Origin of the sequence: Acidovorax sp. ACV02, from assembly GCF_014851475.1 — a bacterium.
In the GTDB taxonomy this organism is placed as follows: domain Bacteria; phylum Pseudomonadota; class Gammaproteobacteria; order Burkholderiales; family Burkholderiaceae_C; genus Acidovorax; species Acidovorax delafieldii.
This window is the reverse complement of record NZ_JACUZU010000002.1, coordinates 145,780-169,770: the sequence shown is the minus strand read 5'-3', so window position 1 is coordinate 169,770 and position 23,991 is coordinate 145,780. Positions and strand designations below refer to the sequence as shown.

Sequence of the window (23,991 nt, the reverse complement as noted above, 5' to 3'; positions counted from 1 at the left end):
CTTTCATCGTCTGCGCGTGACTGACATTGCAATGGACAACTGAACTGATCTATGGAGCCCATCACCAACGCCACCGTGTACATCGTGGACGATGACGCCAGCGTGCGCGAGGCGCTGGCCTGGCTGCTGCGCTCGCGCAGGCTGCCCAGCGAGTCCTTTGATTCGGCCGAAGCCTTCGATGCCATGCTGCAAAAGCGGCCCCCCCAACGCCAGCCCTGTTGCCTGCTGCTGGATGTGCGTATGCCTGGCATGAGCGGGCTGGCACTGTTTGACGTGTTGGCCGCGCGGGGCGACCTGGCCACCATGCCGGTGATCTTTCTCACTGGCCATGCGGACGTGCCCACCGCCGTGGACACCGTCAAGCGGGGGGCCTTTGATTTTTGCGAGAAGCCGTTTTCCGACAACGCGCTGGTGGACCGCATCGAGCAGGCACTCGCCCAATCGGCCGAGCGGCTGGCCCAGGTGCGCGAACGCAGTGACTTGCAGGTGCGGCTGAGCGAACTGACCGAGCGGGAGCGTGATGTGATGGACCTGGTGGTGGCCGGTCTTCCCAACAAGCTCATCGCTGACCAGCTCGACATCAGCGTGCGCACGGTCGAGGTTCACCGCTCACGGGTGTTCGACAAGATGCAGGTCAAGTCCGCTGTGGAGTTGGCCAACCTGCTGCGCACGGGTAACTGAGTCCACCTTCTGACGGGGAGTTCGCAGTCCGGGCGATCAGCCCCGTGGTCGTTCGCCCACAAAAATCTCGACCCGCCGGTTGCGCGCACGGCCCTCGGCGGTGTCGTTGGTAGCGATGGGGTAACGCTCGCCCATGCCTTCGATCACGATGCGGCGGCCATCCACACCGCGCGCTGTCAGGTAGCTGCGGGTGCTTGCGGCGCGGTCCATCGACAGGGGGTTGTTGGTGGCATCGCTGCCTGTGCTGTCGGTGTGCCCCACGATGCGTACGTCCGTGTTCGGGTTGTTGCGCAGGCCTGCGGCAAACTGGTCCAGGACCGGCGCGAAGTTGGGCTGGATGTCCGAGCGGCCCACGGCAAACGAGATGTCGCTGGGGATATTGAGCTTGAGCTGGTTGTCAGCCGTCTGGGTCACGGCGATACCGGTGCCCTGGGTGGCCTGTTCCATCTCGCGCTTTTGGCGCTCCATATTTTGCGACCAGATGTAGGTGCCCAGTGCCCCGACACCGGCCCCCACCACGGCGCCGGTCCCGGCGCTGCCGCCGGTCGCGGAGCCGATGACCGCGCCTGCCAGCGCCCCAATGCCCGCTCCGGTGGCCGTACGGCGCTGGGTGTCATCCATGCTGGCGCATCCGGTGACCAGAACGATGGCGGCGGCAGCGCCGAGAATTTGAATGTGTGTGCGCATGTGTGTGCTCCTTGAAAAGCGGTGGCGCTGGGTGGGCGGGCCTTGCGCCCGCCGCGCTGTCGGAGCGTTATCGCGTCCCGTGCAGTGGCGTCACCCAGCTCACGCCATCGTGGGGCCCGCAATGAAGCTGTGCCATCGGCGCGCTGGCCCATCGGTTGTAGGACAGGGCCGTCCCTGGGGCGCAACCCACTGCCCGTTCAAGGCGATGGCGGATGCTTGTCGCTGTCGGCGGGCGGTGGGGACTTCAGTTCCCCTCCCTTGCGGCCCGAGAACATGGTCCACCACACGATAGCCACCAGTACCACCAGCGCCAGCAGCGCTTCAAGCAAAATCAGCCCCATGAAATTGACACTCCTGCGCGTTGCGTTAACCGCGCTGATTGTAGGAACGCTGGCCGCCTGCTCCACGCCCCCTGCCCCAGTCCCCGCACGCCCTGGGGGCACTCCTGCGCCGCAGCCGCCCAGTGCGGTGGTGCTGCCGGGCGACACCGGCCCGCTGCCATCTCCCATGGTGCAGCCCAAAAGCCGCTGGATTCCCGTGCGCTGGGCCGAGCTGCCGGGCTTTACCGAAGACGCGCTGCACGAAGCCTGGAACGCGTGGATCAAGAGCTGCGAGCGGCCCCAGCCGCCCTTCACTGCGCTGTGCAGCGAGGTCCGGCAGCTGAGCATTGCCACGGCCGATGAGCAGCGCGCCTGGCTCATCGCACGCTTGCAGCCCTACCGCGTCGAGGCCACTGACGGCAACGCCGATGGTCTGCTGACGGCCTACTACGAACCCATGATGGACGCGGCACGGCAGCCCGGCAATGGCTTCACGGTGCCTATCTATCGGGTACCCGCCAGCCTGGGGGCGCGCAAGCCCTGGTACACCCGCCAGCAGATTGACACCCTGCCGGAGGCCCAGGCCGCGCTCGCGGGTCGGGCCATTGCGTGGCTGCGTGATCCCATCGAGTCCATGGTGCTGCACATCCAGGGGTCGGGCCGTCTGCGCATCACCGAGCCCGATGGCTCGGTCTCGCTGGTGCGGGTAGCCTACGCAGGCACCAATGACCAGCCCTACCAGAGCGTGGGCCGCTGGCTGCTGGACCAGGGCCTGACGCGCGATGCGACCTGGCCGGGCATCCGAGCCTGGGTGGCCGCGAACCCCCAGCGCACCAATGAGCTGCTGTGGAACAACCCTCGCTATGTGTTCTTCCGCGAAGAGCCTTTGAGCCCGCTGGACGCCGGGTTTGGCCCGCGTGGTGCGCAGGGCGTGCCCTTGACGCCGGGCCGATCGATTGCGGTGGACCGGCAGAGCATTCCCTACGGCACACCCGTGTGGCTGGCTTCGTCCGGCCCGCAGGTGCAGCTCAACCGCCTGGTGCTCGCACAGGACACAGGCAGCGCCATCCTCGGTGCAGTGCGTGCGGACTATTTCACGGGTTGGGGGCCAGAGGCGGGTGACATCGCGGGCCGGCTCAAGCAGAACTTGCGCCTTTGGGCGCTGTGGCCGCGCTGAGGCGCTCATGAAATGAGGCGTGGCCCCAATCTGCCCTGCCTTTTGGAGCTGGCAGAGCCAGGGCGGCGCGCCTTCAAGCCCGTGTGCGTGTGAGGTGTGTCAGCGGCAGCGCCCCGCTGGCCTTCACCTCACCCAGCGAGAAGCTGGTGTGCATGTCTTTCACATTGGGCAGGTTCAGCAGCACGTCGCGCGCAAACTGCGAGAAGCTGTCCAGATCCCGTGCCACCACCTGCAGCTCGAAGGTGCCGGTGCCGCTGATGTAGTGGCACGACACCACTTCCGGAATCTGTCGGATGGCTTCCTCCATCTTGCGCGTGAGGTTGCCCGTGCTGCGGTCTGCATCCAGCCGCACGAAGGCCAGTACCCCGAGGCCGATCTTGTGCCGGTCGATCTCTGCGCGGTAGCCCTTGATGAAGCCTTGCTCCTCCAGCGCCCGCACGCGGCGCCAGCAGGGTGCGGCCGACAGGCCCACCCGCTGGGCCAGCTCGGCATTTGTCAGTCGGGCGTCAGCCTGCAGCTCGTTGAGGATGGCGATATCGAATTTGTCGAGAGTGTTCACAAAGTGGCAGAAAAGAGAAAGATCCTTTCTCAGAATAGCCTAAACACGGCACAGAACGCAAAGACATATCAGCGGCGCAGACATACACTTACCTGCACATTAGTGCCGTGGCCCTAAACGGGCCGCAGGTGCTGCCCCAGCGTGCCCACAAGGCGCGGACCCCACAAAAGCCATTGGAGACATAGCCATGAACGCCCCCCTGCCCGAGTCCATCCGCAAAGCGCTAGAGACGGTCACTTTGGATGACAAATACACCTTGGGCGAGGGCCGCGCCTTCATGAGCGGCGTGCAGGCCCTCGTGCGCCTGCCCATGCTGCAGCGCCAGCGCGATGCGGCGGCGGGGCTCAATACAGCGGGCTTCATCAGTGGCTACCGGGGCTCGCCCCTGGGCACGTACGACCAGGCGCTGTGGGCCGCCAAGAAGCACCTGGCGGCCAACAACATCGTCTTTCAGCCCGGCGTGAACGAAGAACTGGGCGCCACGGCCGTGTGGGGCACGCAGCAACTCGACCTGTACCCGCAAAGCAAAAAGTTCGATGGCGTCTTCGGCATCTGGTACGGCAAGGGCCCGGGCGTGGACCGCTGCTCGGACGTGTTCAAGCACGCCAACATGGCGGGCACCGCCAAGCACGGCGGCGTGATCGCGATTGCGGGCGACGACCACATCAGCAAGAGCAGCACGGCCGCGCACCAGAGCGACCACATCTTCAAGGCCTGCGGCACGCCGGTGTTCTTCCCGAGCAGCGTGCAAGAAATTCTGGACATGGGCCTGCACGCCTTTGCCATGAGTCGTTTTTCGGGCGTGTGGTCGGGCATGAAGACCATTCAGGAGGTGGTGGAGTCGTCCAGCAGCATCAACATCGACCCGGACCGCGTGAAGATCGTGATGCCCGAGGACTTCGTGATGCCGCCCGGCGGCCTGCACATCCGCTGGCCTGATGCGCCGTTGGAGCAGGAGGCGCGCCTCATGGACTACAAGTGGTACGCGGCCCTGGCGTACATCCGCGCCAACAAGCTCAACTACAACGTCATCGAAGGCAAACAGGACCGCTTCGGCATCATCGCCAGCGGCAAGGCCTACAACGACACGCGCCAGGCGCTGGTGGACCTGGGCCTGGACGACGACACCTGCCGCAGCCTGGGCATCCGCGTACACAAGGTCAACGTGGTGTGGCCGCTCGAAGCCACCATCACGCGTGACTTTGCCCAGGGCCTGCAAGAGATTCTGGTGGTGGAGGAAAAGCGCCAGGTCATCGAATACCAGCTCAAGGAGGAGCTGTACAACTGGCGCCCCGATGTGCGTCCCAACGTGCTGGGCAAGTTCGACGAGCCCGAGGGCGACGCCACCGGCGGCGAATGGAGCATGCCCAACCCCAGCCAGAACTGGCTGCTGCGCGCCAAGGCCGACCTCACGCCCGCCATCATCGCCAAGGCAATTGCCAAGCGCCTCAAGAAGCTGGGTGTGCCCTCTGACATCGTGGCCCGCATGGAGGCACGCCTTGCCATCATCGAGGCCAGCGAACGCGCCATGACGGAGTTGAAGGTGGACACGGGCGAACGCGCTCCGTGGTTCTGCAGCGGCTGCCCGCACAACACCAGCACCCGCGTGCCCGAAGGCTCCCGCGCCGTCGCCGGCATTGGCTGCCACTACATGGTCAACTGGATGCCCGACCGCCGCACCAGCACCTTCACGCAAATGGGCGGCGAGGGCGTGACCTGGGTCGGTCAGCAGCCCTTCACCACTGACGCGCACATCTTCGCCAACCTGGGCGACGGCACCTACTTCCACAGCGGCCTGCTGGCCATTCGCCAGAGCATTGCGGCGGGTGTGAACATCACCTACAAGGTGCTCTACAACGACGCCGTGGCCATGACCGGCGGCCAGCAGGTGGGCGAGCGGCCTGAGGGCCACTCGGTGCTGCAGATCATGAACAGCCTCAAGGCCGAAGGTGTGGCAAAGCTCGTGATCGTGACCGACGAGCCGCACAAATACGACGGTGTGGCCCTGGCCGATGGCGTGACGGTGCACCACCGCGACGATCTGGATACCATCCAGCGCCAGTTCCGTGAGATCAAGGGCTGCACGGCCATCATTTACGACCAGACCTGCGCCACCGAAAAGCGCCGCCGTCGCAAGCGCGGCAAGCTGGCCACCCCTGACAAGACCGTGGTCATCAACGACCTGGTGTGCGAGGGCTGCGGCGACTGCTCGACGAAGTCGAACTGCCTGAGCGTGGAGCCCGTGGAGACCGAGTTCGGCCGCAAGCGCCGGATCAACCAGAGCACGTGCAACAAGGACTACTCCTGCGTCAACGGCTTCTGCCCGAGCTTTGTGACGGTGGAAGGTGGCCAGCTCAAGAAGCCCAAGAAGGAGAAGAAGGGCGACCTGTCGGCGCTGCCCTTCATTCCTGAGCCCGTGCTACCCGTGGCTGAAAGCGCCTGGGGTATTGTGGTGGGCGGCGTGGGCGGCACGGGCGTGATCACCATCGGCTCGCTGCTGGGCATGGCCGCGCACCTCGATGGCAAAGGCGTGATCACGCAGGACGCCGGGGGCCTGGCGCAAAAGGGCGGCGCTACCTGGAGCCACATCCAGATCGCCAATCGCCCCGACGCCATCTACACCACCAAGGTTGATACCGCCAAGGCCGACCTGGTGATCGGCTGCGACTCCATCGTGGCCGCGCACAAGTACACCCTGGCTGTCATGCAGCCCGGCCGCACCTTTGTAGCGCTCAACACCCACAGCACGCCTACGGCGGCGTTTGTGAACAACCCGGACTGGCAGTTCCCTGGTGGCAACTGCGACGCCGCCATTGCCACCGCCGTGGGCGCGGCAGGTGTGGGCAGCTTTGACGCCGAGCAAGTGGCCACCCAGCTGCTGGGCGACAGCATCTACACCAACCCGCTGATGCTGGGCTACGCCTGGCAAAAGGGCCGCGTGCCACTCACCTACGCATCGCTGATGCGCGCCATGGAATTGAACGGCGTGCAGGTGGACAACAACAAGGCTGCGTTTGAATGGGGCCGCCGCTGCGCGCACGACCTGGCGGCGGTGCAGGCGCTGTTCCAGGCCGCGCAAGTGATCCAGTTCGTCAAGAAGCCGTCGCTGGCCGAGATGGTGGCCAAGCGCGTGGAGTTCCTGACGGGTTATCAGAACGCCGCTTACGCTTCCGAGTACCAGGCCTTCGTCGAGAAAGTGAAGGCGGCGGAAGCAAAACTGGGCAGCGGCACCCGCCTGTCTGAGGCTGTGGCCCGCTACCTGTTCAAGCTCATGGCCTACAAGGACGAGTACGAAGTGGCGCGCCTGCACACCGACAAGGCCTTCACGGACAAGATCGCGAACATGTTCGAAGGCGATTACAAGCTGGTGCACCACCTGGCACCACCCCTGACCGCCAAGAAGAACGACAAGGGCGAGCTGGTGAAGCAGCCGTTTGGCCCTTGGATGCGCAGCGCCTTCGGCCTGCTGGCCAAGATGAAAGGCCTGCGCGGCACGGCACTGGACATCTTCGGCAAGACCGAGGAGCGCCGCATGGAGCGTGCACTGATCGTCGAATACCGCGCCTGCGTCGACGAGCTGCTGGCCCGCCTGAACGCTGACAACCTGGCCTTGGCGGTGGAAATTGCCCGCATTCCCGAAGAGATCCGTGGTTACGGCCACGTGAAGGAACGGCACCTGAAGGCGGCGCGTCCCAAGTGGGACGGCCTGATGGCCCAGTGGCGCACGGGCGCCCCGGTCCAGCGTCAGGTCGCCTGATAGGTCCTTCTGCCGTCAGTGTCTCCCACAAAGCCCGCCTCTGTGCGGGCTTTTGCTATTAATAGTGTAGCTATCGAGGCATGAATCCCTAGCGCATCACCCGTTTTTGGCCTGTATTTCCGCTGGCAGGCCCTTGTGGGGCCCGCAGGTGGCAAACACCCGCTGCGCGCTTGGGTCTTCCCCCTTGGGCGGCGCTCGAGGCGCCGCATACAATGCCCTGTTCTGCCCCCGCAGGCGCTTTGGCGCTTGGTGTGGGCGGGTTGTGTGAATTTTGACCATCCGTTGTGGAGTCCAGTCCGTGTTTATTTCTTCCGCTTTCGCCCAAACCGCACCTGCCGCAGCCGCTGGCGGCGGTGACATCATGTCCTCTCTGACCGGCATGCTGCCCCTGGTGCTCATGTTTGTGGTGCTGTACTTCGTCATGATCCGCCCCCAGATGAAGCGCCAGAAAGAACACCGCGCCATGATCGACGCCATTGCCAAGGGCGATGAAGTGGCTACCGCCGGTGGCATCGTGGGCAAGGTGACGCGCCTGTCCGAAGGGTTTCTGCACATCGAGATCGCCAGTGGCGTGGAAGTGCAAATGCAGCGCAGCGCTGTGGTGCAGGTGCTGCCCAAGGGCTCCGTCAAGTAATCCATGAACATCCCCCTGAGGCGCTGCGCGCCCCGGCCCGTCCGGGCGCGGGGTCAGGGGGCGCTGGCGCGTAGGGCGCCAGCACAACTGAGGTGAGAGCGCGATCATGAACCGTTATCCGGTCTGGAAGTACGCGATCCTGGTGATCGTGCTGCTGGTGGGGGCCTTGTACACCCTGCCCAATTTCTTTGGCGAGGCGCCTGCTGTGCAGGTGTCGTCGGCCAAGGCCACCATCAAGGTGGATACCGCCGTGCAGCAGCGGGTGGAAGAAGCCCTCAAGGCCGCCGGTGTGACACCTGACTTTGTGGCGCTGGAGGGCAACTCGGTGCGCGCGCGTTTCGACACGCCCGACACCCAGCTCAAGGCCAAGGACGCCATCCAGAAGGCGCTGGTGCCTGACGCCAACGACCCTTCCTACATCGTGGCCCTCAACCTCGTGTCGCGTTCGCCGCTGTGGCTCAAGGCCCTGCACGCCAATCCGATGTACCTGGGGCTGGACCTGCGCGGTGGCGTGCACTTCATGCTGCAGGTGGACATGCAGGCGGCGCTGACCAAGAAGGCCGAGTCCTATGCGGGTGACATCCGCACGGCACTGCGCGACAAGAACATCCGCCACGGCGGCATCAGCCGCGATGGCCAGTCCATCGACATCAAGGTGCGCGATGAAGCCACGGCCACGGCCGCGCGCAACCTGATCGCCGACCAGTTCGCCGATCTCCAGGTCACCACCACGCCAGAAGGCACTGAGTTCAAGCTGCGCGCTTCGATCAAGCCCGAGGCCACACGCCGCGTGCAGGAGCAGGCGCTCAAGCAGAACATGGTCACGCTGCACAACCGGATCAACGAGCTGGGCGTGGCCGAGCCCGTGATCCAGCAGCAGGGCCTGGACCGCATCGTGGTGCAGCTGCCCGGCGTGCAGGACACCGCCAAGGCCAAGGACATCCTGGGCCGCACCGCCACGCTGGAAGTGCGCATGGTGGACGAGGGCACCGAAGCCCGTTCTGCAGAGACAGGCCGTGGCCCCGTGCCGTTCGGCTCCGAGCGCTACCTGGAACGCAACGGCCAGCCCGTCATCGTCAAGAAGCAGGTCATCCTGACCGGCGAAAACCTGACCGATGCGCAGCCGGGCTTTGACGGCCAGACGCAGGAACCCACTGTCAACCTCACGCTGGACGCCAAGGGCTCCCGCATCTTCAAGGACATTACGCGCGAGAACGTGGGCAAGCGCATGGCCATCGTGCTGTTCGAAAAGGGCAAGGGCGAGGTCGTAACGGCCCCTGTCATCCGTTCCGAAATCGGTGGCGGCCGCGTGCAGATCTCGGGCCGAATGACCACGGCCGAGGCCAACGACACCGCCCTGCTGTTGCGCGCTGGCTCGCTGGCCGCGCCCATGGAAATCATCGAGGAATACACCATCGGCCCCAGCCTGGGCGCCGACAACATCGAGCGCGGTATCCACAGCGTGGTGTGGGGCATGGTGGCCATTGCGGTGTTCATGTGCATCTACTACGCACTGTTCGGCATTTTCTCCACCGTCTCGCTGGCGGTGAACGTGCTGCTGCTGCTGGCCATCTTGTCCATGCTGCAGGCCACGCTCACGCTGCCCGGCATCGCTGCCATGGCGCTGGCGCTGGGGGTGGCGATTGACTCCAACGTGCTGATCAACGAGCGCATCCGCGAAGAGTTGCGCGAGGGTGTGTCGCCCCAGGCGGCCATCCACGCGGGGTATGAGCGTGCCTGGGCCACCATCCTGGACTCGAACGTGACCACCTTGATCGCGGGCTTGGCGCTGCTGGCATTTGGCTCCGGCCCGGTGCGTGGCTTTGCTGTGGTGCACTGCATCGGCATCCTGACCAGCATGTTCTCGGCAGTGTTCTTCTCGCGTGGCCTGGTGAACCTGTGGTACGGCCGCAAGAAGAAGCTCAAGAGCGTGGCCATCGGTCAGGTGTGGAAGCCTGAGTCCGATAGTGCTGTGGCCAAGACAAACTAAAGGAGGAAGACCATGGAATTCTTCCGTATCCGCAAAGACATCCCTTTCATGAAGCACGCGTTGGTCTTCAACGCGATCTCCTTCATCACTTTCGCTCTGGCGGTGTTCTTCCTGCTTACGCGTGGGCTGCACCTGTCGGTGGAGTTCACGGGCGGCACCGTGATGGAAGTGGCCTACAGCCAGCCCGCCGAACTGGCCAAGGTCCGCGACACCGTGGCCGCACTGGGCTACCCCGACGTGCAGGTGCAGAATTTCGGCACCTCGCGTGACGTGATGATCCGCCTGCCCGTGCAAAAGGGCGTGACGTCCGCACAGCAGAGCGAGCAGGTGCTGGGCGCCTTGAAGGCTGCAGACCCCGCAGTGATCTTGCGTCGCACCGAATTTGTAGGCCCGCAGGTGGGCGAGGAACTGGTGCACGGCGGCCTGATGGCGCTGGCCATGGTGGTCGTGGGCATCGTGATCTACCTGGCCTTCCGCTTTGAGTGGAAGTTCGGCGTCGCTGCAATCATTGCCAACCTGCACGACGTGGTGATCATCCTGGGCTTCTTTGCGTTCTTCCAGTGGGAGTTCTCGCTGTCGGTGCTCGCCGGCGTGCTCGCAGTGCTGGGTTACTCGGTGAACGAATCGGTCGTGATCTTCGACCGGATCCGCGAGGCCTTCCGCAAGTACCGCAAGATGACCACGCACGAGGTGATCGACCACGCCATCACCAGCACGATGAGTCGAACCATCATCACCCACGCCTCCACCGAGGCGATGGTGCTGTCGATGTTCTTCTTTGGCGGCCCGAGCTTGCACTACTTTGCATTGGCGCTGACCATCGGTATCCTGTTCGGTATCTATTCCTCGGTGTTCGTGGCGGCGGCTATTGCCATGTGGCTGGGCGTCAAGCGCGAGGACCTCGTCAAGCCCGCCAAAAAGGAGGGGGATCCCAACGATCCCCATGCCGGAGCTACCGTCTGACCCGCTAATATCTGTTCATGCACACCACGCCCCCTTCTGTTCCGCAACGCCGCCTGGCCCGCCAAGCGCGCCAGCGGTTTGTAGAGGGGATCTGTGGAGGGTTGGTGGATCTGGACAAGACCGTCCAGGACTTCCTCACCGCGTTGATGAACCAGACGGGTACAGCCCGCGAGATGCAGTCGCGCCGGGATGCGTGGCTGCAGTACCAGCAAAAACATTCCGCATGGACGGAGCGCGCCGGCAAGGCCTGGCAAGAGGCGCTGGCTCCCCACGTCAGCTCTACACGTGGCCAGCTGGCGGCTGGTGGTGGGCTCAGTCAGTTCGAGCTGCTCAGCGACGATGTGGTCGAGAACAAGATCCTCGCCTCGCGCATGGCGTTGACGGTGAACGAGCAGGTCAGCCATCAGTTCGACACCTTGCGCCAGCGCACCCAGTCGCTGGAGGGGCAGGAGCTAGACAGTGGCGACATCCTGCGACCCGACACCGTATGCCTGTTGCTGGTGGAACAATGGGTGGAGGCAGGGCTACCCCGCACGGACCTGCAAACCGTGGTGGACCCCCTGCAGCGCGAGCTGGCCAACCTGCTTCAGAAGCACTACCAGGCGGTCAACGTGTTCTACGTAGAGCAGGGCATCACGCCGCAGGTCGATCTCAAATCCAAGGTACGCCGCACGCAGGGGGGCACCGCCACGGGCAGTGGCGGGGGCGATTCGGGTTCTGGAGGCCTGGCTTCGCAGGCCCTGGCGCAGACCCGCCAGGCCATGATGGCCGCGCGCGGAGGTGTGCAGCAGCCTCCCGGCATGCCCGCTGGGGCTCGGCCGATGGGGCCACCGGGCACGCAGATGCCGCCCCCCGGACATGGCGGCTACCCCCGGCCACAACACGGAATGCCCACGGCCTTTGCCACGGGCATGACGCCGCTCGCCCGGGCACGCCAGCGTGCGCAGGGTGTCATGGGGCAGTTGCGGCGGCTGCTCACGCAGCCCGCCACCGGCTTTGACATGGTGAATGCGCCCCCCGCTTCGGCCGCGCTGGCCCATGCGCTCACGGCGCACCGCGTGCATGCGGACACCTACTACAGTGGCGTGGCCACGCTGATGGAGGACTACAGCCCTGCAGCCGTGGTCCAGTTGGTGGGCGCCGTGCGGGAGCGCTCCACCGAACTCAAGAAGAAAGCGACCACCTCGGGCGAGAAGGCCATCATCGAGGTGGTGGCGTTGATGTTCCAGAGCATCCTCGCAGAGGACCGGATACCGCCCGCCGTACGGGTGTGGTTTGCCCGGCTGCAGGTGCCGGTGCTGCGTGTGGCCTTGGCAGAGCCCGAATTTTTCAGCAATCTCGACCATCCCGCCCGCAAGCTGATCGACCGCATGGGTGCCTGCGTACTCGGTTTTGACGCGACCAGCATCAATGGCAGCGCGTTGGAAGCCGAGATTCGCCGTGTGGTGCAGGTGATCGAGCAGTACCCCGAGACCGGACGCCGCGTCTTCCAGCTCGTCTATGACGAGTTCGAGAAATTCCTGGCCAAGTTCCTGACCGAAAAGCAGGTCACCTCGCGCCTGGTGAGCGTCGCCCAGCAGGTCGAGCAACGGGAAACGCTGGCGATCCAGTACACCATCGAGCTGCGCACCATGTTGCGCGACATGCCGGTGCGCGACGAGATCCGCGAGTTCCTGTTCAAGACCTGGGCCGAGGTGCTGGCGCTGTCGGCCGTGCGTGATGGCCCTCAACATGCCGACACGGTGGCCTTCAAGCGCACGGCAGCAGACCTCGTCTGGGCCGCCAGCGCCAAACCCAATCGCAGCGACCGGGCCCAGGTCATCCAGAACCTGCCCGCGCTGCTGCAACGTCTGCGCCAAGGGCTGACCCTGCTGGGCGTGAACGGCGCGGCGCAGGATGCGCAGGTCAAAGTGTTGACAGACACCCTGGCCGACGCCTTTTTGTCCAAGACGGCGTCCATTCCCCAGGCGCACATCGATGCCATGGCCAAACGCCTGGCCAACCTCGAAGACTTCATCAGTGATGCCACACTGGGTGACATGCCGCTCAATGCGGACAACATCGAGATGATGCTCGGCATCGACGCCTCGTCCATCCACGTGATTGCTGACAACGGTGCTCCGGTGGACGATGCCATGGTGGCCTGGGCGCAGGATCTGCAGCCTGGCACCTGGTATACGCTGGACCACAACGGCGCATCGGCCCAGGTGCAGTACGCCTGGCAAAGCCAGCGCAAGCAGTTGCACCTGTTTGCTGCGGTGGATGGCAGCAGTTACCTGATCCAGTTGCGCCGCCTGGCGGCGTACCTGCAGGCTGGCTTGCTGGTGGCCCAGGACGAGGAAGGACTCACGCTGCGCGCCACGCGCGATGCCCTGGCCAAGCTGGACGCCAACCCGGAACGATTGCTGGACTGAGCCCCCGCAGGCGTTGCTCAGAGCCTGTGTGAGATCTCCTGTGAGATCGTCAACAGGCGCTTTTATCCGGGATGCGTGTTGGCATCCGTTGCGCTCCTCTGGCCCCGGGCGATCCCGGAGCGATCAGCTAGCCCCTGCCGACCCGCTGAAACAACCCCCCCGGCAACCGCGCAATGCTGCCGTCGAGTTCCAGTTCCAGCAGGGCCACCTGCAAGGCCGATGCGCCCATGCCCGTGCGGGCGACCAGAGCATCCAGCCCCATGGGGTCGTAGCCCAAGGCGGCGAGCACGGGGTCTTCGCTGCCGTCCGATACAGCGACTCCCACGGCGTTCGCGCCTTCGTGGGGCAGGCCGGACATAGTGGTGGCGGGGATCTTGAGTTCTTCCAGTACATCCTGGGCAGACTCCACCAGCTTGGCGCCTTGACGGATCAGCGCATGACAGCCGCGTGACTGCGGTGCATGAATGGAACCTGGAATGGCAAACACTTCACGCCCCTGCTCGGCCGCCATGCGGGCTGTGATCAGCGAGCCCGATGCCAGTGCGGCTTCCACCACCAGCGTGCCCTGCGAAAGGCCCGAAATGATGCGGTTGCGTTTGGGAAAGTTACCTGGCAGCGGTGGAGTACCCAGGGGGTACTCGCTGACGATCAGTCCGAGTGCTGCAATGCGATGGGCCAAGTCCAGATTCTTGCGCGGATACACGCGGTCGAGCCCGGTGCCCACCACGGCGATGGTGGCGGCCCTTGCGCAAGGGGGCGTCGCCGAGTCCAGCGCACCTTCATGGGCGGCAGCGTCTACCCCCAGCGCAAGCCCCGACACGATGGTCAAGCCTGCGCTGTGCAGCGCCCGGGCAAACAGGCGAGCATTCTCTGCGCCCTGGGCGGTGGGGTTGCGGCTCCCGACCACAGCCAGGCAGCGATCGCTGGGAAAAGGCTGGTGCTCCAGCAGTGATGCCGGGCCCATGAGGTAGAGCAGCAGCGGTGGGTCTTCCGTGTCCAGCAAGGCCTGCGGATAGCGCAGGTCGCCCAGGCTCACGATGGCGCGCGCGGGGCCTTGTGGCACAGCACTGGCAAGCCATTGGGCGGTGGTCTGCCACAGGGCTTCCCACCCCTGCGGAATCTCGCGCAACGCCTTGGCCTGCGCGGCGGGCACACAGAGTTGCAGGGCGGCTTCGGTCTGCTGAAAGATGGATTGCGGCAAGCCAAAGCGTGCCAGCAGTCGCCGCGCGGCACCGTTGCCAATGCCTGGCGTTAAGGTCAGCCGCAGCCAGGCGCCGAGCTCGTCGTGGTCCATGGATACCAATGCGGCGCGGCAGCCTGATTACCGCAGCGAAGGAACCCCGCGCGGCGATAGGAACTGCGGGCCCTCAGCGTTACTTGGGGTTGAGCAAGCGGTCGCCTACGCGCACACCGTTGCGGATTTCCAGCAGCAGCACATAGGACACGCGCTCGAAGGTGCGGAACACCATGGCCGTGCCGTTGATTTCACTGGGCAGCTTGACCATCGCCTTCTTGTCGTCCGTCATGTCCTTGATGCGGTCACCCTTGGTCAGCAGGCTGAGCACATGGCCAGGCTCCAGCCCGTCCTGCGAACCCATGTTGATGGCTACCACCTGATTCTGACCCGCGTAGGCCACTGCAGAGCTGCCATAGATGGATACTACGCGCGCATCGACTTCGATCTGGGGCGCTCGCGGGGTGAAACTCATGAAGGGTCGGGCCGGTGCTGGCAGGAGGCGGTCTCCCGCGCGCACGTCCTCCTTGGTGGCTGAGAGATCCACAGTGGCAGGGATATATTCCGCCGTGTATCCGCCCTTGCCATTCGGAATCTCCTCAAACGACTCGCCGCGCACCAGTTCCGCCTTGCCCAGGTACTGGGCCTCATATCCCAGCACCTCGCCTGAGATGGGATCCTTGAGGGCTACGGCATTGCGAAACACGCGGTAGTAACGGGGCTCGCCCGCTTCGGCCAGCATGGGCGCCGTCGCATCTCCACGCACATAGGCGCGGTCGCCGGCCGCCATCAACACACGCTCGTCGGTTGTTGCGATCACGCGTGGGGCGCGCAACAGCACTTGCTCGTCCACCACGAGGGGCTCGACCAGGAAGGGCTCGATGAGGTGCTGCTTGAGTGTGGGCAGCGCCGAATCAGCGAGGCTATCGCTGCGCGTGCGGGGCGAGATGCGCACGGTTTCGGGTTCGCTGGAGCGGCTGGTGCTCAGCCGGGCATAACCGTCTTCCTTGATCAGGTACAGGGTTTGGCCCGGGAAGATCAGGTGCGGGTTGGGAATGGCTTTGAGGTTCATGCCCCAGAGCTCGGGCCAGCGCCATGGGCGCTTGAGATACATGCCCGAAATGCCCCAGAGCGTGTCGCCCCGCTTCACGGTGTAGGTGTCTGGGGCGTTGGGCGCCAGCTCTTCCAGCGGTACACCCCGCTCGGACACCTGCTGTGCTGTGGCGCGCTGGCCGCTGGAGATGGGGTAGTTCTGGGCCTGGGCCGGCATGACCAGCAGGGCGCCAGCAATGATGGTGAGCGCGCCCAGGGCGGTCCGCCGCACGCTGGTGAATGCCGTCATGTTGTTCCTTTTCTCATGCATTGGGAAACGCCCCCTCGCTGGCACCTCGGCGCACAAAGCAGGCGTGCGGCCGGGCAAATACGTTACAAAGCTTCTTAGATTCTCTGCTCAAGCCCTTGATTCGGCAACGATTATTGGCTCGCAAGGCGGCAGTAGGCCGCAAAAGTGGCGAAAATAGCGACATCTCTTACCTGCAGCCATGGCAATCCTTCCCATTCTCTGTTACCCGGACCCCCGGCTTCACAAGGTCGCCCGCCCCGTCCAGGCGGTGGACGACCGCATTCGCACGCTGGTGGCCGACATGCTGGCCACGATGTACGACGCACACGGCATTGGCCTGGCGGCCACCCAGGTGGATGTGCATGAGCGGCTGGTGGTCATCGACGTGTCGGAGGAGCGCGACCAGCCCCTGGTGCTGATCAACCCCGAGCTGGTCTGGACCAGCGCCGAAAAGCACCTGAACGAAGAAGGCTGCCTCTCGGTGCCTGGCATTTATGACGGCGTGGAGCGTTTTGACGCGGTGCATGTGCGCGCGCTGGACGCTCAGGGCCAGTCCCGCGTCATCGAGGCCGACGGACTGCTGGCGGTTTGCATCCAGCACGAGATGGACCACCTGATGGGCAAGGTGTTTGTGGAATACCTCTCCCCCCTCAAGCGCAACCGCATCAAGACCAAGATGGTCAAGCAGCAGCGGGAGGCGCGCGGGTGATGCGCGCAGCGCTCTGCGTCCGCCGGGGCGTCAGAGTGCTGGCGCTGGTGGCGCTGGCTTGCCATTTGGCGGGCTGTGTGCTGCCGGCCCGCGAACGGCCCGGCGCGTTGCGGGCCGAAGTGATCGCTCGCCTGGGCCCGCCAACCGCCACGATAGCGCTGCCCTCAGGCGAGCGGCTGCTGTACTCGGAATTACCCGCCGGGTTTGCCGCCTACAACCTCGACTTTGATGCCAGCGGCCGGCTGGTGCGCAACGAGCAGGTGCTCACGCAGCAGCGATTCGAGAACCTACCCGTGGGCACCTGGACCCGTGCCGACCTGCAAAACACCTTCGGAATGCCCTTGCGTGTCGAGCAGGTGGCGCGCTTTGATGGTGATATCTGGACCTACCGCTTCCGGCAGAACTCGGACCTGCGACAGGCCCATGTGCACCTGGATCGCCAAGGGGGGGTGCGCCAGGTGTTGTTCACCGACGAACCGCCGAATTTTGACAACGCGCGCGATTGACTGGATGGGTGGTCCCGCTGGGCCACTGAGTCCCGCGCCCACCTGAGCCGCTATCTGCTTTCATGAGAGTCATTTTTGCTGGTACCCCCGAATTCGCCCGTGTGGCCCTGGAGCGGCTGTTGTCTGCAGGCTTCACCGTTCCACTGGTCCTGACGCAACCGGATCGCCCCGCTGGCCGTGGCATGAAGCTGCAGGCCTCGCCTGTGAAGCAATGCGCACTGGAGCACGGCATTGCTGTCGCACAGCCCCGCAGCCTGCGCCTGGATGGCAAATACCCCGAGGATGCCGCTGCAGCGCGCGAAGCCCTGCTCGCAGCCCAGGCCGATGTGATGGTCGTGGCCGCCTACGGGCTGATCCTGCCGCAGTGGACCCTGGATCTACCGCGCCTGGGCTGCCTGAACATCCACGCGAGCCTGCTGCCGCGCTGGCGCGGCGCCGCCCCCATCCACCGCGCCATCGAGGCAGGCGATGCCGAAACCGGAGTCACCATCATGCAGATGGATGCAGGGCTGGACACGGGCGACATGCTGCTGACCGAGCGCCTGCCTATTGCCCCGGGCGATACGACAGTCACCCTGCACGACCGCCTGGCCGCGCTGGGGGGTCGCATGATCGTCGAGGCGCTGGAGCTGGCCGCCTGCGGTGGCCTCACTGCCGTGCCGCAACCGGCAGACGGCATCACCTACGCCCACAAGATCGAAAAGGCCGAGAGCACGATCGACTGGACACTGCCTGCCGCAGTCATTGGCCAGCGCATTCGCGCGTTCGATCCCTTCCCGGGGGCCAGCACCGAGTGCAACGGCGAGACGATCAAGATCTGGAGCTATGCAATTGATAGCGTTCAAGGCAAATCCGACCAGCGCTCCGGGCAGATTTTGGCTGCGGATGGCGCGGGAGTGACCGTCGCATGCGCTAGCGGCACGGCGTTGCGCCTGACCACGCTGCAGCGGGCGGGTGGCAAGCGGCTGGCGGCGGCTGATTTCTTGCGCGGCTTTGACCTGCAGCCGGGCATGGTGCTGGGCGCAAACCCTGCATGAGCGTGTCTGCTGCGCTGGGCCGGACACTGCGCCACCCCTCCTTCCGAATGGCCGCCATCGACATGGCCGGTACCTCGCTGGGCATTGCAGCCTGGGGGCTGGTCACCGGGGTGGCCATGGTCAAAAGTGGCATGTCGGTCGGCATGGCCGTGTTCATGTCGCTGCTGGTGTATGCCGGCAGCGCCCAGCTCGCCGTCATTCCGCTGCTGTCCGTGGGCGCGCCGCTGTGGGTGGTGTGGCTCACGGCCGCCTGCGTCAACCTGCGGTTTGTGATTTTCAGCAGCATGTGGCGCAGCTACTTTGCGCACCTGCCGCTTCGCCAGCGCCTGGCCGTGGGGTATTTCAGCGGGGACGTGATCTATGTGGCGTTCATGAAGCGCTTTCCGGAACCCCGGCCGGCCCCGGAGCAGGTGCCGTATTTCTGGGGCGCGGCCTCCACCAACTGGCTGGCTTGGCAGGTGCCGTCCATCGCCGGCATCCTGCTGGCCAACGCGGTGCCCCTGTCCTGGGGGCTGGGTTTTGCGGGGGTGCTGGCCTTGCTGGGCGTGCTGCTGTCCCTGCTGTTCGACCGGGCCACCTGGCTCGCCACGGGCGTTGCGGCCACTGCAGCGATTGCTGCGTTTGCCTTGCCGCTCAAGCTCAACATCCTGGTGGCGTTGGCGGCCGCCGTGGCCGCGGGACTGCTGATGGAGGCCGTGGACCGCCGCCGTCGCCAACCCGAGTTGCTGCTGGTGCCCGCTGACAGCGTCATGCCGCCCGAGGAGCGCGAGCATGTCGAGGCGGGCGATGTGGTGCCGCTGCGCGAGGAGCGCCACCCATGAGCTGGTCCTGGATCTATCCCTTGCTGGCCACTGTGGGCCTGGCGGTGATCACGGTGGTGTCGCGCTCCTTCTTCATGATCCCGGAGCGTGAGCTGCCCCTGCCCGACTGGCTCAAGCGGGGCCTCAAATATGCCCCGCTGGCCGCGCTCACCGCCGTCATTGCACCCGAGATCCTCATGGTGCAGGGCGAGCTGATCGACACCTTCATGGACGCACGCCTGCCGGCCGTGCTGTTCGCCAGCGTGTATTACTTCTGGCGCCGGGGCATCCTGGGCACCATTGTGGTGGGCATGGCGGTGTATCTGCCACTGCACATCGGATGGGGCTGGTAGGTGCTGGCGGCGGCCGGCCGCGTCAGCAGGGCCGCCTAAAATGGCGCCCCTGATCCACCGGCCCCTCCAGGAAACCTTCCCCCATGAACATCCTTCGCTTTTCCGATCTGTGCGCCCAGGGCAAGGCCCGCAACCAGCGCGTCTTCATCCGCGCCGACCTGAACGTGCCGCAAGACGATGCCGGCAACATCACTGAAGACACCCGCATCCGTGCCTCCATTCCCGCGATCCGCATGGCGCTGGACGCCGGTGCCGCCGTCATGGTCACCAGCCACCTGGGCCGCCCGACTGAAGGCGAATTCAAACCCGAGGACTCCCTGGCCCCCGTGGCCCAGCGCATGGCCGAACTGCTGGGCCGTGAAGTGCCGCTGGTCGCCAACTGGGTGGACGGTGTGCAAGTGGCCCCCGGCCAGATCGTGCTGCTGGAAAACTGCCGCCTGAACGTGGGCGAGAAGAAAAACAAAGAGGAGTTGGCACGCAAGATGGCCGCGCTGTGCGACATCTTCGTGAACGACGCGTTTGGCACCGCCCACCGCGCCGAAGGCACCACCTACGGTATCGCCCAGTACGCCCCCATCGCCTGCGCCGGCCCGCTGCTGTCGGCCGAGATCGATGCCCTGACCAAGGCCCTGGCCCATCCTCAGCGCCCGCTGGCGGCCATCGTGGCGGGCTCCAAGGTGTCCACCAAGCTCACCATCCTGCAAAGCCTGGCCGACAAGGTGGACCAGCTCATCGTGGGCGGTGGCATTGCCAATACCTTCATGTTGGCGGCAGGCCTGCCCATCGGCAAGAGTCTGGCTGAGCCCGATCTGCTGGACGCCGCCAAGTCCGTGATGGCTGCCATGAAGGCGCGTGGCGCCGAGGTGCCGATCCCCACGGACGTGGTCGTGGCCAAGACATTTGCTGCGGATGCCCCCGCCACGGTGAAGGCCGCCACGGACGTGGCGCCCGACGACATGATCCTGGACATCGGGCCCGAGACTGCTGCCCGCCTCGCGGCCCAGCTCAAGTCTGCTGGCACCATCGTCTGGAATGGCCCCGTGGGCGTGTTCGAGTTTGCCGCTTTTGAGAACGGTACCAAGCAACTCGCCAAGGCGATTGCCGAATCCTCGGCCTTCAGCATCGCCGGCGGTGGCGACACGCTGGCCGCCATTGCCAAGTACGGCATCGACAAACAGGTGGGTTACATCTCCACCGGTGGCGGCGCTTTCCTGGAAGTGCTGGAAGGCAAAAAGCTGCCCGCTTTCGACATCCTGGAGCAGCGCGCAGCCGCTTCCGTGTAAGCAAATGCAAGGCGGGCCATCGCAAAGGTGGCTCTGCCTGCTTACACGCCTTGCATCGGCACACAACTGTGACCAAAAACAACGAACTGTGTACGCCGGAGCGTAGTTAGCGTAATTTTTTCTTGTTTTTGTTGAGGATACCGCCCAGAATTATTTTTCAATCGTGCGGGTCGCATCTGTTCGGATCCTCGCAAATTCAGTCCGTAGGAGGGAATCATGTCGTTTTCAAAGGCAATCAGCTTGGCCGTGCTGGCTGGCGCTGTGGCAACTTTGGTGGGGTGCGCACAGAGGGCGCCTATTCCCGTCGCGGAAAATTTCGAGTACACCTCGCAGCCCAAGGTTCGCTCCGCCGGACATTGGGACCTGGTCTCGCGCGATGTGGTCAATCAGACGCTGGGCACCCTGGACAAGGCCGGCGTGGCCCCCAACACCCCCCTGCATGTGTCATTGCCCGCCAATGCCACGCAGTTTGAAACCGCCTTCCGCGAGTTCCTGATCACCAAACTGGTCCAGAACGGCGCCGTGGTGCAGCAGAACCTGGGCCAGGCCCTGGAAGTCTCCTACGGTATCCAGGTCGTGCGTCACAACAGCGACCGCCCGCATTTCATCCCTGGTCAGTTCACCATGCTGGCTGCAGGCCTGTTTGCCGCCTACGGCCTGCGCCATGAGCACATCGACGCCCAGCTGGCCGCAGGCCTGGGTCTGTCGATCGCCGCCGACTATGCCAACAGCATCAACTCCGGTGGCCCGACCAACACCGAGCTGATTCTGACCACCACCGTCACGCGCGGCGGCCAGTACCTGGCCCGCAAGACCGACGTGTACTACCTGGAAAACGCTGACACCCCATTGTTCACGCGCCCCTCGTACAAGAACGTCAACATGAAGGTTGTCTCGCAATGAAAACCCCCGCACTTCTTCTGACGGTGCTGGCCGGCGTGGTGCTGGCCGGTTGCGCCAACAACGCTGCGCCGGTGCGCGTCGAGCCCACCTACCAGGAAGCCGCCAGCAGCCAGTTCATCCAGAGCAGCCGCGACGCGGTGACCAAGCTGACCACCGGTTTCGACATGAACTCGCTGGGTGGCGGGCCCGTGCTCGTGGCCACCGTGGTCAACGTCAACGACCTCAGCCGCGCCGCCCCGCTGGGCCGCACGTTGTCCGAGCAGTACGCCACCAGCATGGCTGCCAGCGGCTTCAACGTGAAGGAAATCAAGCTGCGCGGTGACGTGTTCGTGCGCGAAGGCCAGGGCGAGCTGCTGCTGTCGCGTGAGATCAAGGACATTGCCCGCAACCACAACGCCTCGCTGGTGCTGGTGGGTACCTACTCGGCGGCCGCCAACTACACCTACGTGAGCCTGAAGCTGGTGCGCACCGAAGACAGCCGCATCGTGCGTGGCTACGACTACGCGCTGCCCAACGACCGCGACGTGCAACGCCTGTTGGCTGTGCCCCGCTGATCTTTCGTTCTCACCAGGGACTTGTTGCTCCCTGTGCTACCGCAAAAAGGCCGTCTCGACGGCCTTTTTTGTTGCCCATCGGCACACCCCGGGGTGCCCGAAACCTCCGCTTCGCAGAGCCTCTCCTCGACGATCACGATCCCCGGCGGGGGCATCCCGTGCCCACCCACCTAAAATCACGCCCCATGAACTTCACCGACATGCTGCGCGACGCCACGGCACAGAACAACTCCCTGCTGTGCGTGGGCCTGGACCCTGAACCCACGCGGTTTCCCGCCGCGATGCAGGGCGACCCCCGCAAGATCTATGACTTTTGCGCGGCCATCGTGGACGCCACCGCCGACCTGGTGTGTGCCTTCAAGCCCCAGATCGCCTACTTTGCCGCGCATGGTGCCGAGGACCAGCTCGAGCGCCTGATGCAGCACATGCGGGCCAACGCACCGCAGGTGCCGGTGATCCTGGACGCCAAGCGCGGCGACATCGGCTCCACGGCCGAGCAGTACGCCAAGGAGGCCTTCGAGCGCTACGGTGCCGATGCCGTCACGCTGTCGCCCTTCATGGGCTTCGACTCCATCGAGCCCTATCTGGCCTACCACGGCAAGGGCGCGTTTTTGCTCTGCCGCACGTCCAACCCCGGCGGCGACGACCTGCAGACCCAGCGCCTGGCCAGCGTCGAGGGCCAGCCGCTCATGTACGAGCATGTGGCGCGTCTGGCGCAAGGCCCCTGGAACAAGAACGGCCAGCTTGGCCTGGTGGTGGGCGCCACCTACCCGCAGGAGATCGAGCGCGTGCGTGCCATCGCGCCCACGCTGCCGCTGCTGATTCCGGGCGTGGGTGCCCAGGGTGGTGATGCCGCCGCCACCGTGCGCGCCGGGCTGCGCAGTGACGGGCCGATCATCGTGAACTCGTCGCGGGCCATTCTTTACGCGTCCAAAGGCGAGGACTTTGCTGCGGCTGCGCGTGCCGAAGCCATGCGCACCCGAGGCGTTCTGGAAGCTGCCCGGGGCTGAGCCCTCTCACTCCGACCGCGGTGTCTGGTCCTCTAACGGGGCCGGCACAGCCCAGGCACCAGCCCACCGACCGGACAGCCGCCCCTCCAGGAGCCGACGATGCAGTTGAAATGGCTGGAAGACTTCATCGTGCTGGCGCAGGAGCGCAGCTTCACCCGCGCGGCGGAGCTGCGGCATGTCACCCACCCCGCGTTTGGCCGGCGCATCCGCGCGCTGGAGGCCTGGGCAGGCACGCCGCTGGTGGAGCGCGGTAGCGGCGGCCCCGTCACCCTCACGTCCGCCGGGCAAAGTTTTCTGGACACCGCCGGGCAAATGGTGCGCAACCTCACCCAGTCGCACGAGGAGCTGCAAAGCCTGGCCGGGCGGCAGGCCCGCACCGTGACCCTGGCCACGGGCCGCACCTTGGCGCGCACCGTGGTGGCCGACTGGCTGGTGCGCCTGCAGCCCATTTTGCAAGGCGGCGAGCTGTGCATTCGCACCCGGGCGCTGGCCGACACCGTGGGCATGCTGGAGCGCAACGAGGCTGATTTTTCGCTCGTGTACCACCACCCGGCCCTGGCCATCCGTCTCGATGCGCGGCAGTTCACGCACCTGACGGTGGCCTCCGACCGGCTGGTGCCCGTCTCGCGCGCCACGGCGCAGGGGCAGGCGTTGCACCGGTTCGGGCCCGACGCCACGCTGGTGCCCTACCTGGCCTACGCCCCCCAGCTGGCCTTGGGGCGGCTGGTGGAAGACCACCTGGCGCACAACCCCCATGCGCCCCGGCTGCAGCGCGTGGTGGAGTGCGACTCGGCCGACGCCCACTACGAATACGTGCAAAAAGGCCTGGGCGTTGCGTGGCTGCCCTGGTCCATGGTGTTTGCCGACTGCAAGGCCCAGCGCCTCGCGCTGGCGGGTGACGCCCGCATGGAGGTGCGTTTTGACGTGCGCCTGTACCGCCCCAAGCGCCGTCTGGGGCCGCTGGCCGAGGCACTGTGGAAGGCCCTGGCGCAGCGCTGATGAGTGTGTGTCCACCGTGAGAGACCTGCGGGTTTCCCCGCGGCCGACATGGTGAATCAGCACGACCTGGTGCCGTTTT

The 23,991-nt window shown here is 65.3% G+C and carries 22 protein-coding genes; 17 read left to right on the top strand and 5 right to left on the bottom strand.

The features are described 5' to 3' along the window. Positions 1–51: 51 nt before the first annotated feature. The gene (locus IB236_RS04700) at positions 52–681 is read left to right on the top strand and encodes a response regulator transcription factor (RefSeq protein ID WP_056067854.1); all 630 of its coding nucleotides are present in this window, start codon (positions 52–54) and stop codon (positions 679–681) included. Positions 682–717: 36 nt separating this feature from the next. Here the strand turns inward: IB236_RS04700 and IB236_RS04695 are convergent, their stop codons facing one another. Together IB236_RS04695 and IB236_RS04690 are read right to left on the bottom strand one after the other, a co-directional pair. Continuing rightward, entirely contained in the window at positions 718–1,368 is a 651-nt protein-coding gene (locus IB236_RS04695) for an OmpA family protein (RefSeq protein ID WP_056067856.1), read from the bottom strand. Between the two features lie 197 nt (positions 1,369–1,565). Beyond that, the gene (locus IB236_RS04690; protein WP_192419165.1) at positions 1,566–1,709 is read right to left on the bottom strand and encodes a hypothetical protein; all 144 of its coding nucleotides are present in this window, start codon (positions 1,707–1,709) and stop codon (positions 1,566–1,568) included. On the opposite strand from IB236_RS04690, the gene IB236_RS04685 reads away from it, so the two are divergent. Next, complete coding sequence (locus IB236_RS04685) at positions 1,642–2,865, top strand: murein transglycosylase A (RefSeq protein WP_192419163.1); 1,224 nt, start codon at positions 1,642–1,644, stop codon at positions 2,863–2,865. The two genes, IB236_RS04690 and IB236_RS04685, sit on opposite strands and share 68 nt — an antisense overlap. 73 nt (positions 2,866–2,938) lie before the next feature. Here IB236_RS04685 and IB236_RS04680 read toward each other — a convergent pair whose 3' ends face one another. Continuing rightward, on the bottom strand, positions 2,939–3,424 hold the full coding sequence (locus IB236_RS04680) for an Lrp/AsnC family transcriptional regulator (RefSeq protein ID WP_056067858.1): 486 nt from the start codon (positions 3,422–3,424) through the stop codon (positions 2,939–2,941). A 187-nt stretch (positions 3,425–3,611) separates the two neighbouring features. On the opposite strand from IB236_RS04680, the gene IB236_RS04675 reads away from it, so the two are divergent. The 5 genes from IB236_RS04675 to IB236_RS04655 all read left to right on the top strand — a co-directional run bounded on the left by IB236_RS04675 (position 3,612) and on the right by IB236_RS04655 (position 13,182). Next, positions 3,612–7,181 (top strand): indolepyruvate ferredoxin oxidoreductase family protein, encoded by a 3,570-nt coding sequence (locus IB236_RS04675; protein WP_192419161.1) that lies wholly within the window; start codon positions 3,612–3,614, stop codon positions 7,179–7,181. A 298-nt stretch (positions 7,182–7,479) separates the two neighbouring features. After that, the gene (gene yajC, locus IB236_RS04670) at positions 7,480–7,815 is read left to right on the top strand and encodes a preprotein translocase subunit YajC (protein WP_015016243.1); all 336 of its coding nucleotides are present in this window, start codon (positions 7,480–7,482) and stop codon (positions 7,813–7,815) included. Positions 7,816–7,921: 106 nt separating this feature from the next. After that, complete coding sequence (gene secD, locus IB236_RS04665; protein WP_099731794.1) at positions 7,922–9,805, top strand: protein translocase subunit SecD; 1,884 nt, start codon at positions 7,922–7,924, stop codon at positions 9,803–9,805. Between the two features lie 12 nt (positions 9,806–9,817). Next, positions 9,818–10,768, top strand: a complete 951-nt coding sequence (secF, locus tag IB236_RS04660; RefSeq protein WP_099731795.1) for a protein translocase subunit SecF — start codon at positions 9,818–9,820, stop codon at positions 10,766–10,768. A gap of 17 nt (positions 10,769–10,785) precedes the next feature. Next, on the top strand, positions 10,786–13,182 hold the full coding sequence (locus tag IB236_RS04655; protein ID WP_192419159.1) for a DUF1631 domain-containing protein: 2,397 nt from the start codon (positions 10,786–10,788) through the stop codon (positions 13,180–13,182). Between the two features lie 127 nt (positions 13,183–13,309). Here the strand turns inward: IB236_RS04655 and dprA are convergent, their stop codons facing one another. Then, entirely contained in the window at positions 13,310–14,476 is a 1,167-nt protein-coding gene (dprA, locus tag IB236_RS04650) for a DNA-processing protein DprA (RefSeq protein WP_192419157.1), read from the bottom strand. 79 nt (positions 14,477–14,555) lie between these two features. After that, positions 14,556–15,758 (bottom strand): LysM peptidoglycan-binding domain-containing protein, encoded by a 1,203-nt coding sequence (locus IB236_RS04645; RefSeq protein WP_192419149.1) that lies wholly within the window; start codon positions 15,756–15,758, stop codon positions 14,556–14,558. 199 nt (positions 15,759–15,957) lie between these two features. On the opposite strand from IB236_RS04645, the gene def reads away from it, so the two are divergent. From def to IB236_RS04595, 10 genes are all read left to right on the top strand, one after another. Next, complete coding sequence (def, locus tag IB236_RS04640) at positions 15,958–16,467, top strand: peptide deformylase (RefSeq protein ID WP_056067873.1); 510 nt, start codon at positions 15,958–15,960, stop codon at positions 16,465–16,467. Beyond that, positions 16,467–16,973, top strand: coding sequence for a hypothetical protein (locus IB236_RS04635; protein WP_192419147.1), 507 nt, complete (start codon positions 16,467–16,469; stop codon positions 16,971–16,973). Before def ends, IB236_RS04635 begins: the two co-directional genes overlap by 1 nt. Positions 16,974–17,035: 62 nt before the next feature. Beyond that, entirely contained in the window at positions 17,036–18,010 is a 975-nt protein-coding gene (gene fmt / locus IB236_RS04630) for a methionyl-tRNA formyltransferase (RefSeq protein WP_192419145.1), read from the top strand. Positions 18,011–18,057: 47 nt separating this feature from the next. Beyond that, positions 18,058–18,831, top strand: coding sequence for an AzlC family ABC transporter permease (locus tag IB236_RS04625; protein WP_369817443.1), 774 nt, complete (start codon positions 18,058–18,060; stop codon positions 18,829–18,831). Beyond that, entirely contained in the window at positions 18,828–19,163 is a 336-nt protein-coding gene (locus tag IB236_RS04620) for an AzlD domain-containing protein (protein ID WP_192419143.1), read from the top strand. Before IB236_RS04625 ends, IB236_RS04620 begins: the two co-directional genes overlap by 4 nt. Before the next feature lie 83 nt (positions 19,164–19,246). Continuing rightward, entirely contained in the window at positions 19,247–20,446 is a 1,200-nt protein-coding gene (locus tag IB236_RS04615) for a phosphoglycerate kinase (protein ID WP_056742896.1), read from the top strand. 216 nt (positions 20,447–20,662) lie between these two features. Further along, positions 20,663–21,349: a hypothetical protein gene (locus IB236_RS04610; RefSeq protein ID WP_060985874.1), complete on the top strand. Its 687-nt coding sequence runs from the start codon at positions 20,663–20,665 to the stop codon at positions 21,347–21,349. Beyond that, entirely contained in the window at positions 21,346–21,903 is a 558-nt protein-coding gene (locus IB236_RS04605; RefSeq protein ID WP_056742900.1) for a FlgO family outer membrane protein, read from the top strand. Before IB236_RS04610 ends, IB236_RS04605 begins: the two co-directional genes overlap by 4 nt. Positions 21,904–22,088: 185 nt before the next feature. Then, positions 22,089–22,913, top strand: coding sequence for an orotidine-5'-phosphate decarboxylase (gene pyrF, locus IB236_RS04600; RefSeq protein WP_116748285.1), 825 nt, complete (start codon positions 22,089–22,091; stop codon positions 22,911–22,913). Positions 22,914–23,012: 99 nt separating this feature from the next. Continuing rightward, entirely contained in the window at positions 23,013–23,912 is a 900-nt protein-coding gene (locus tag IB236_RS04595; protein ID WP_192419141.1) for a LysR family transcriptional regulator, read from the top strand. Positions 23,913–23,991: the final 79 nt, after the last annotated feature.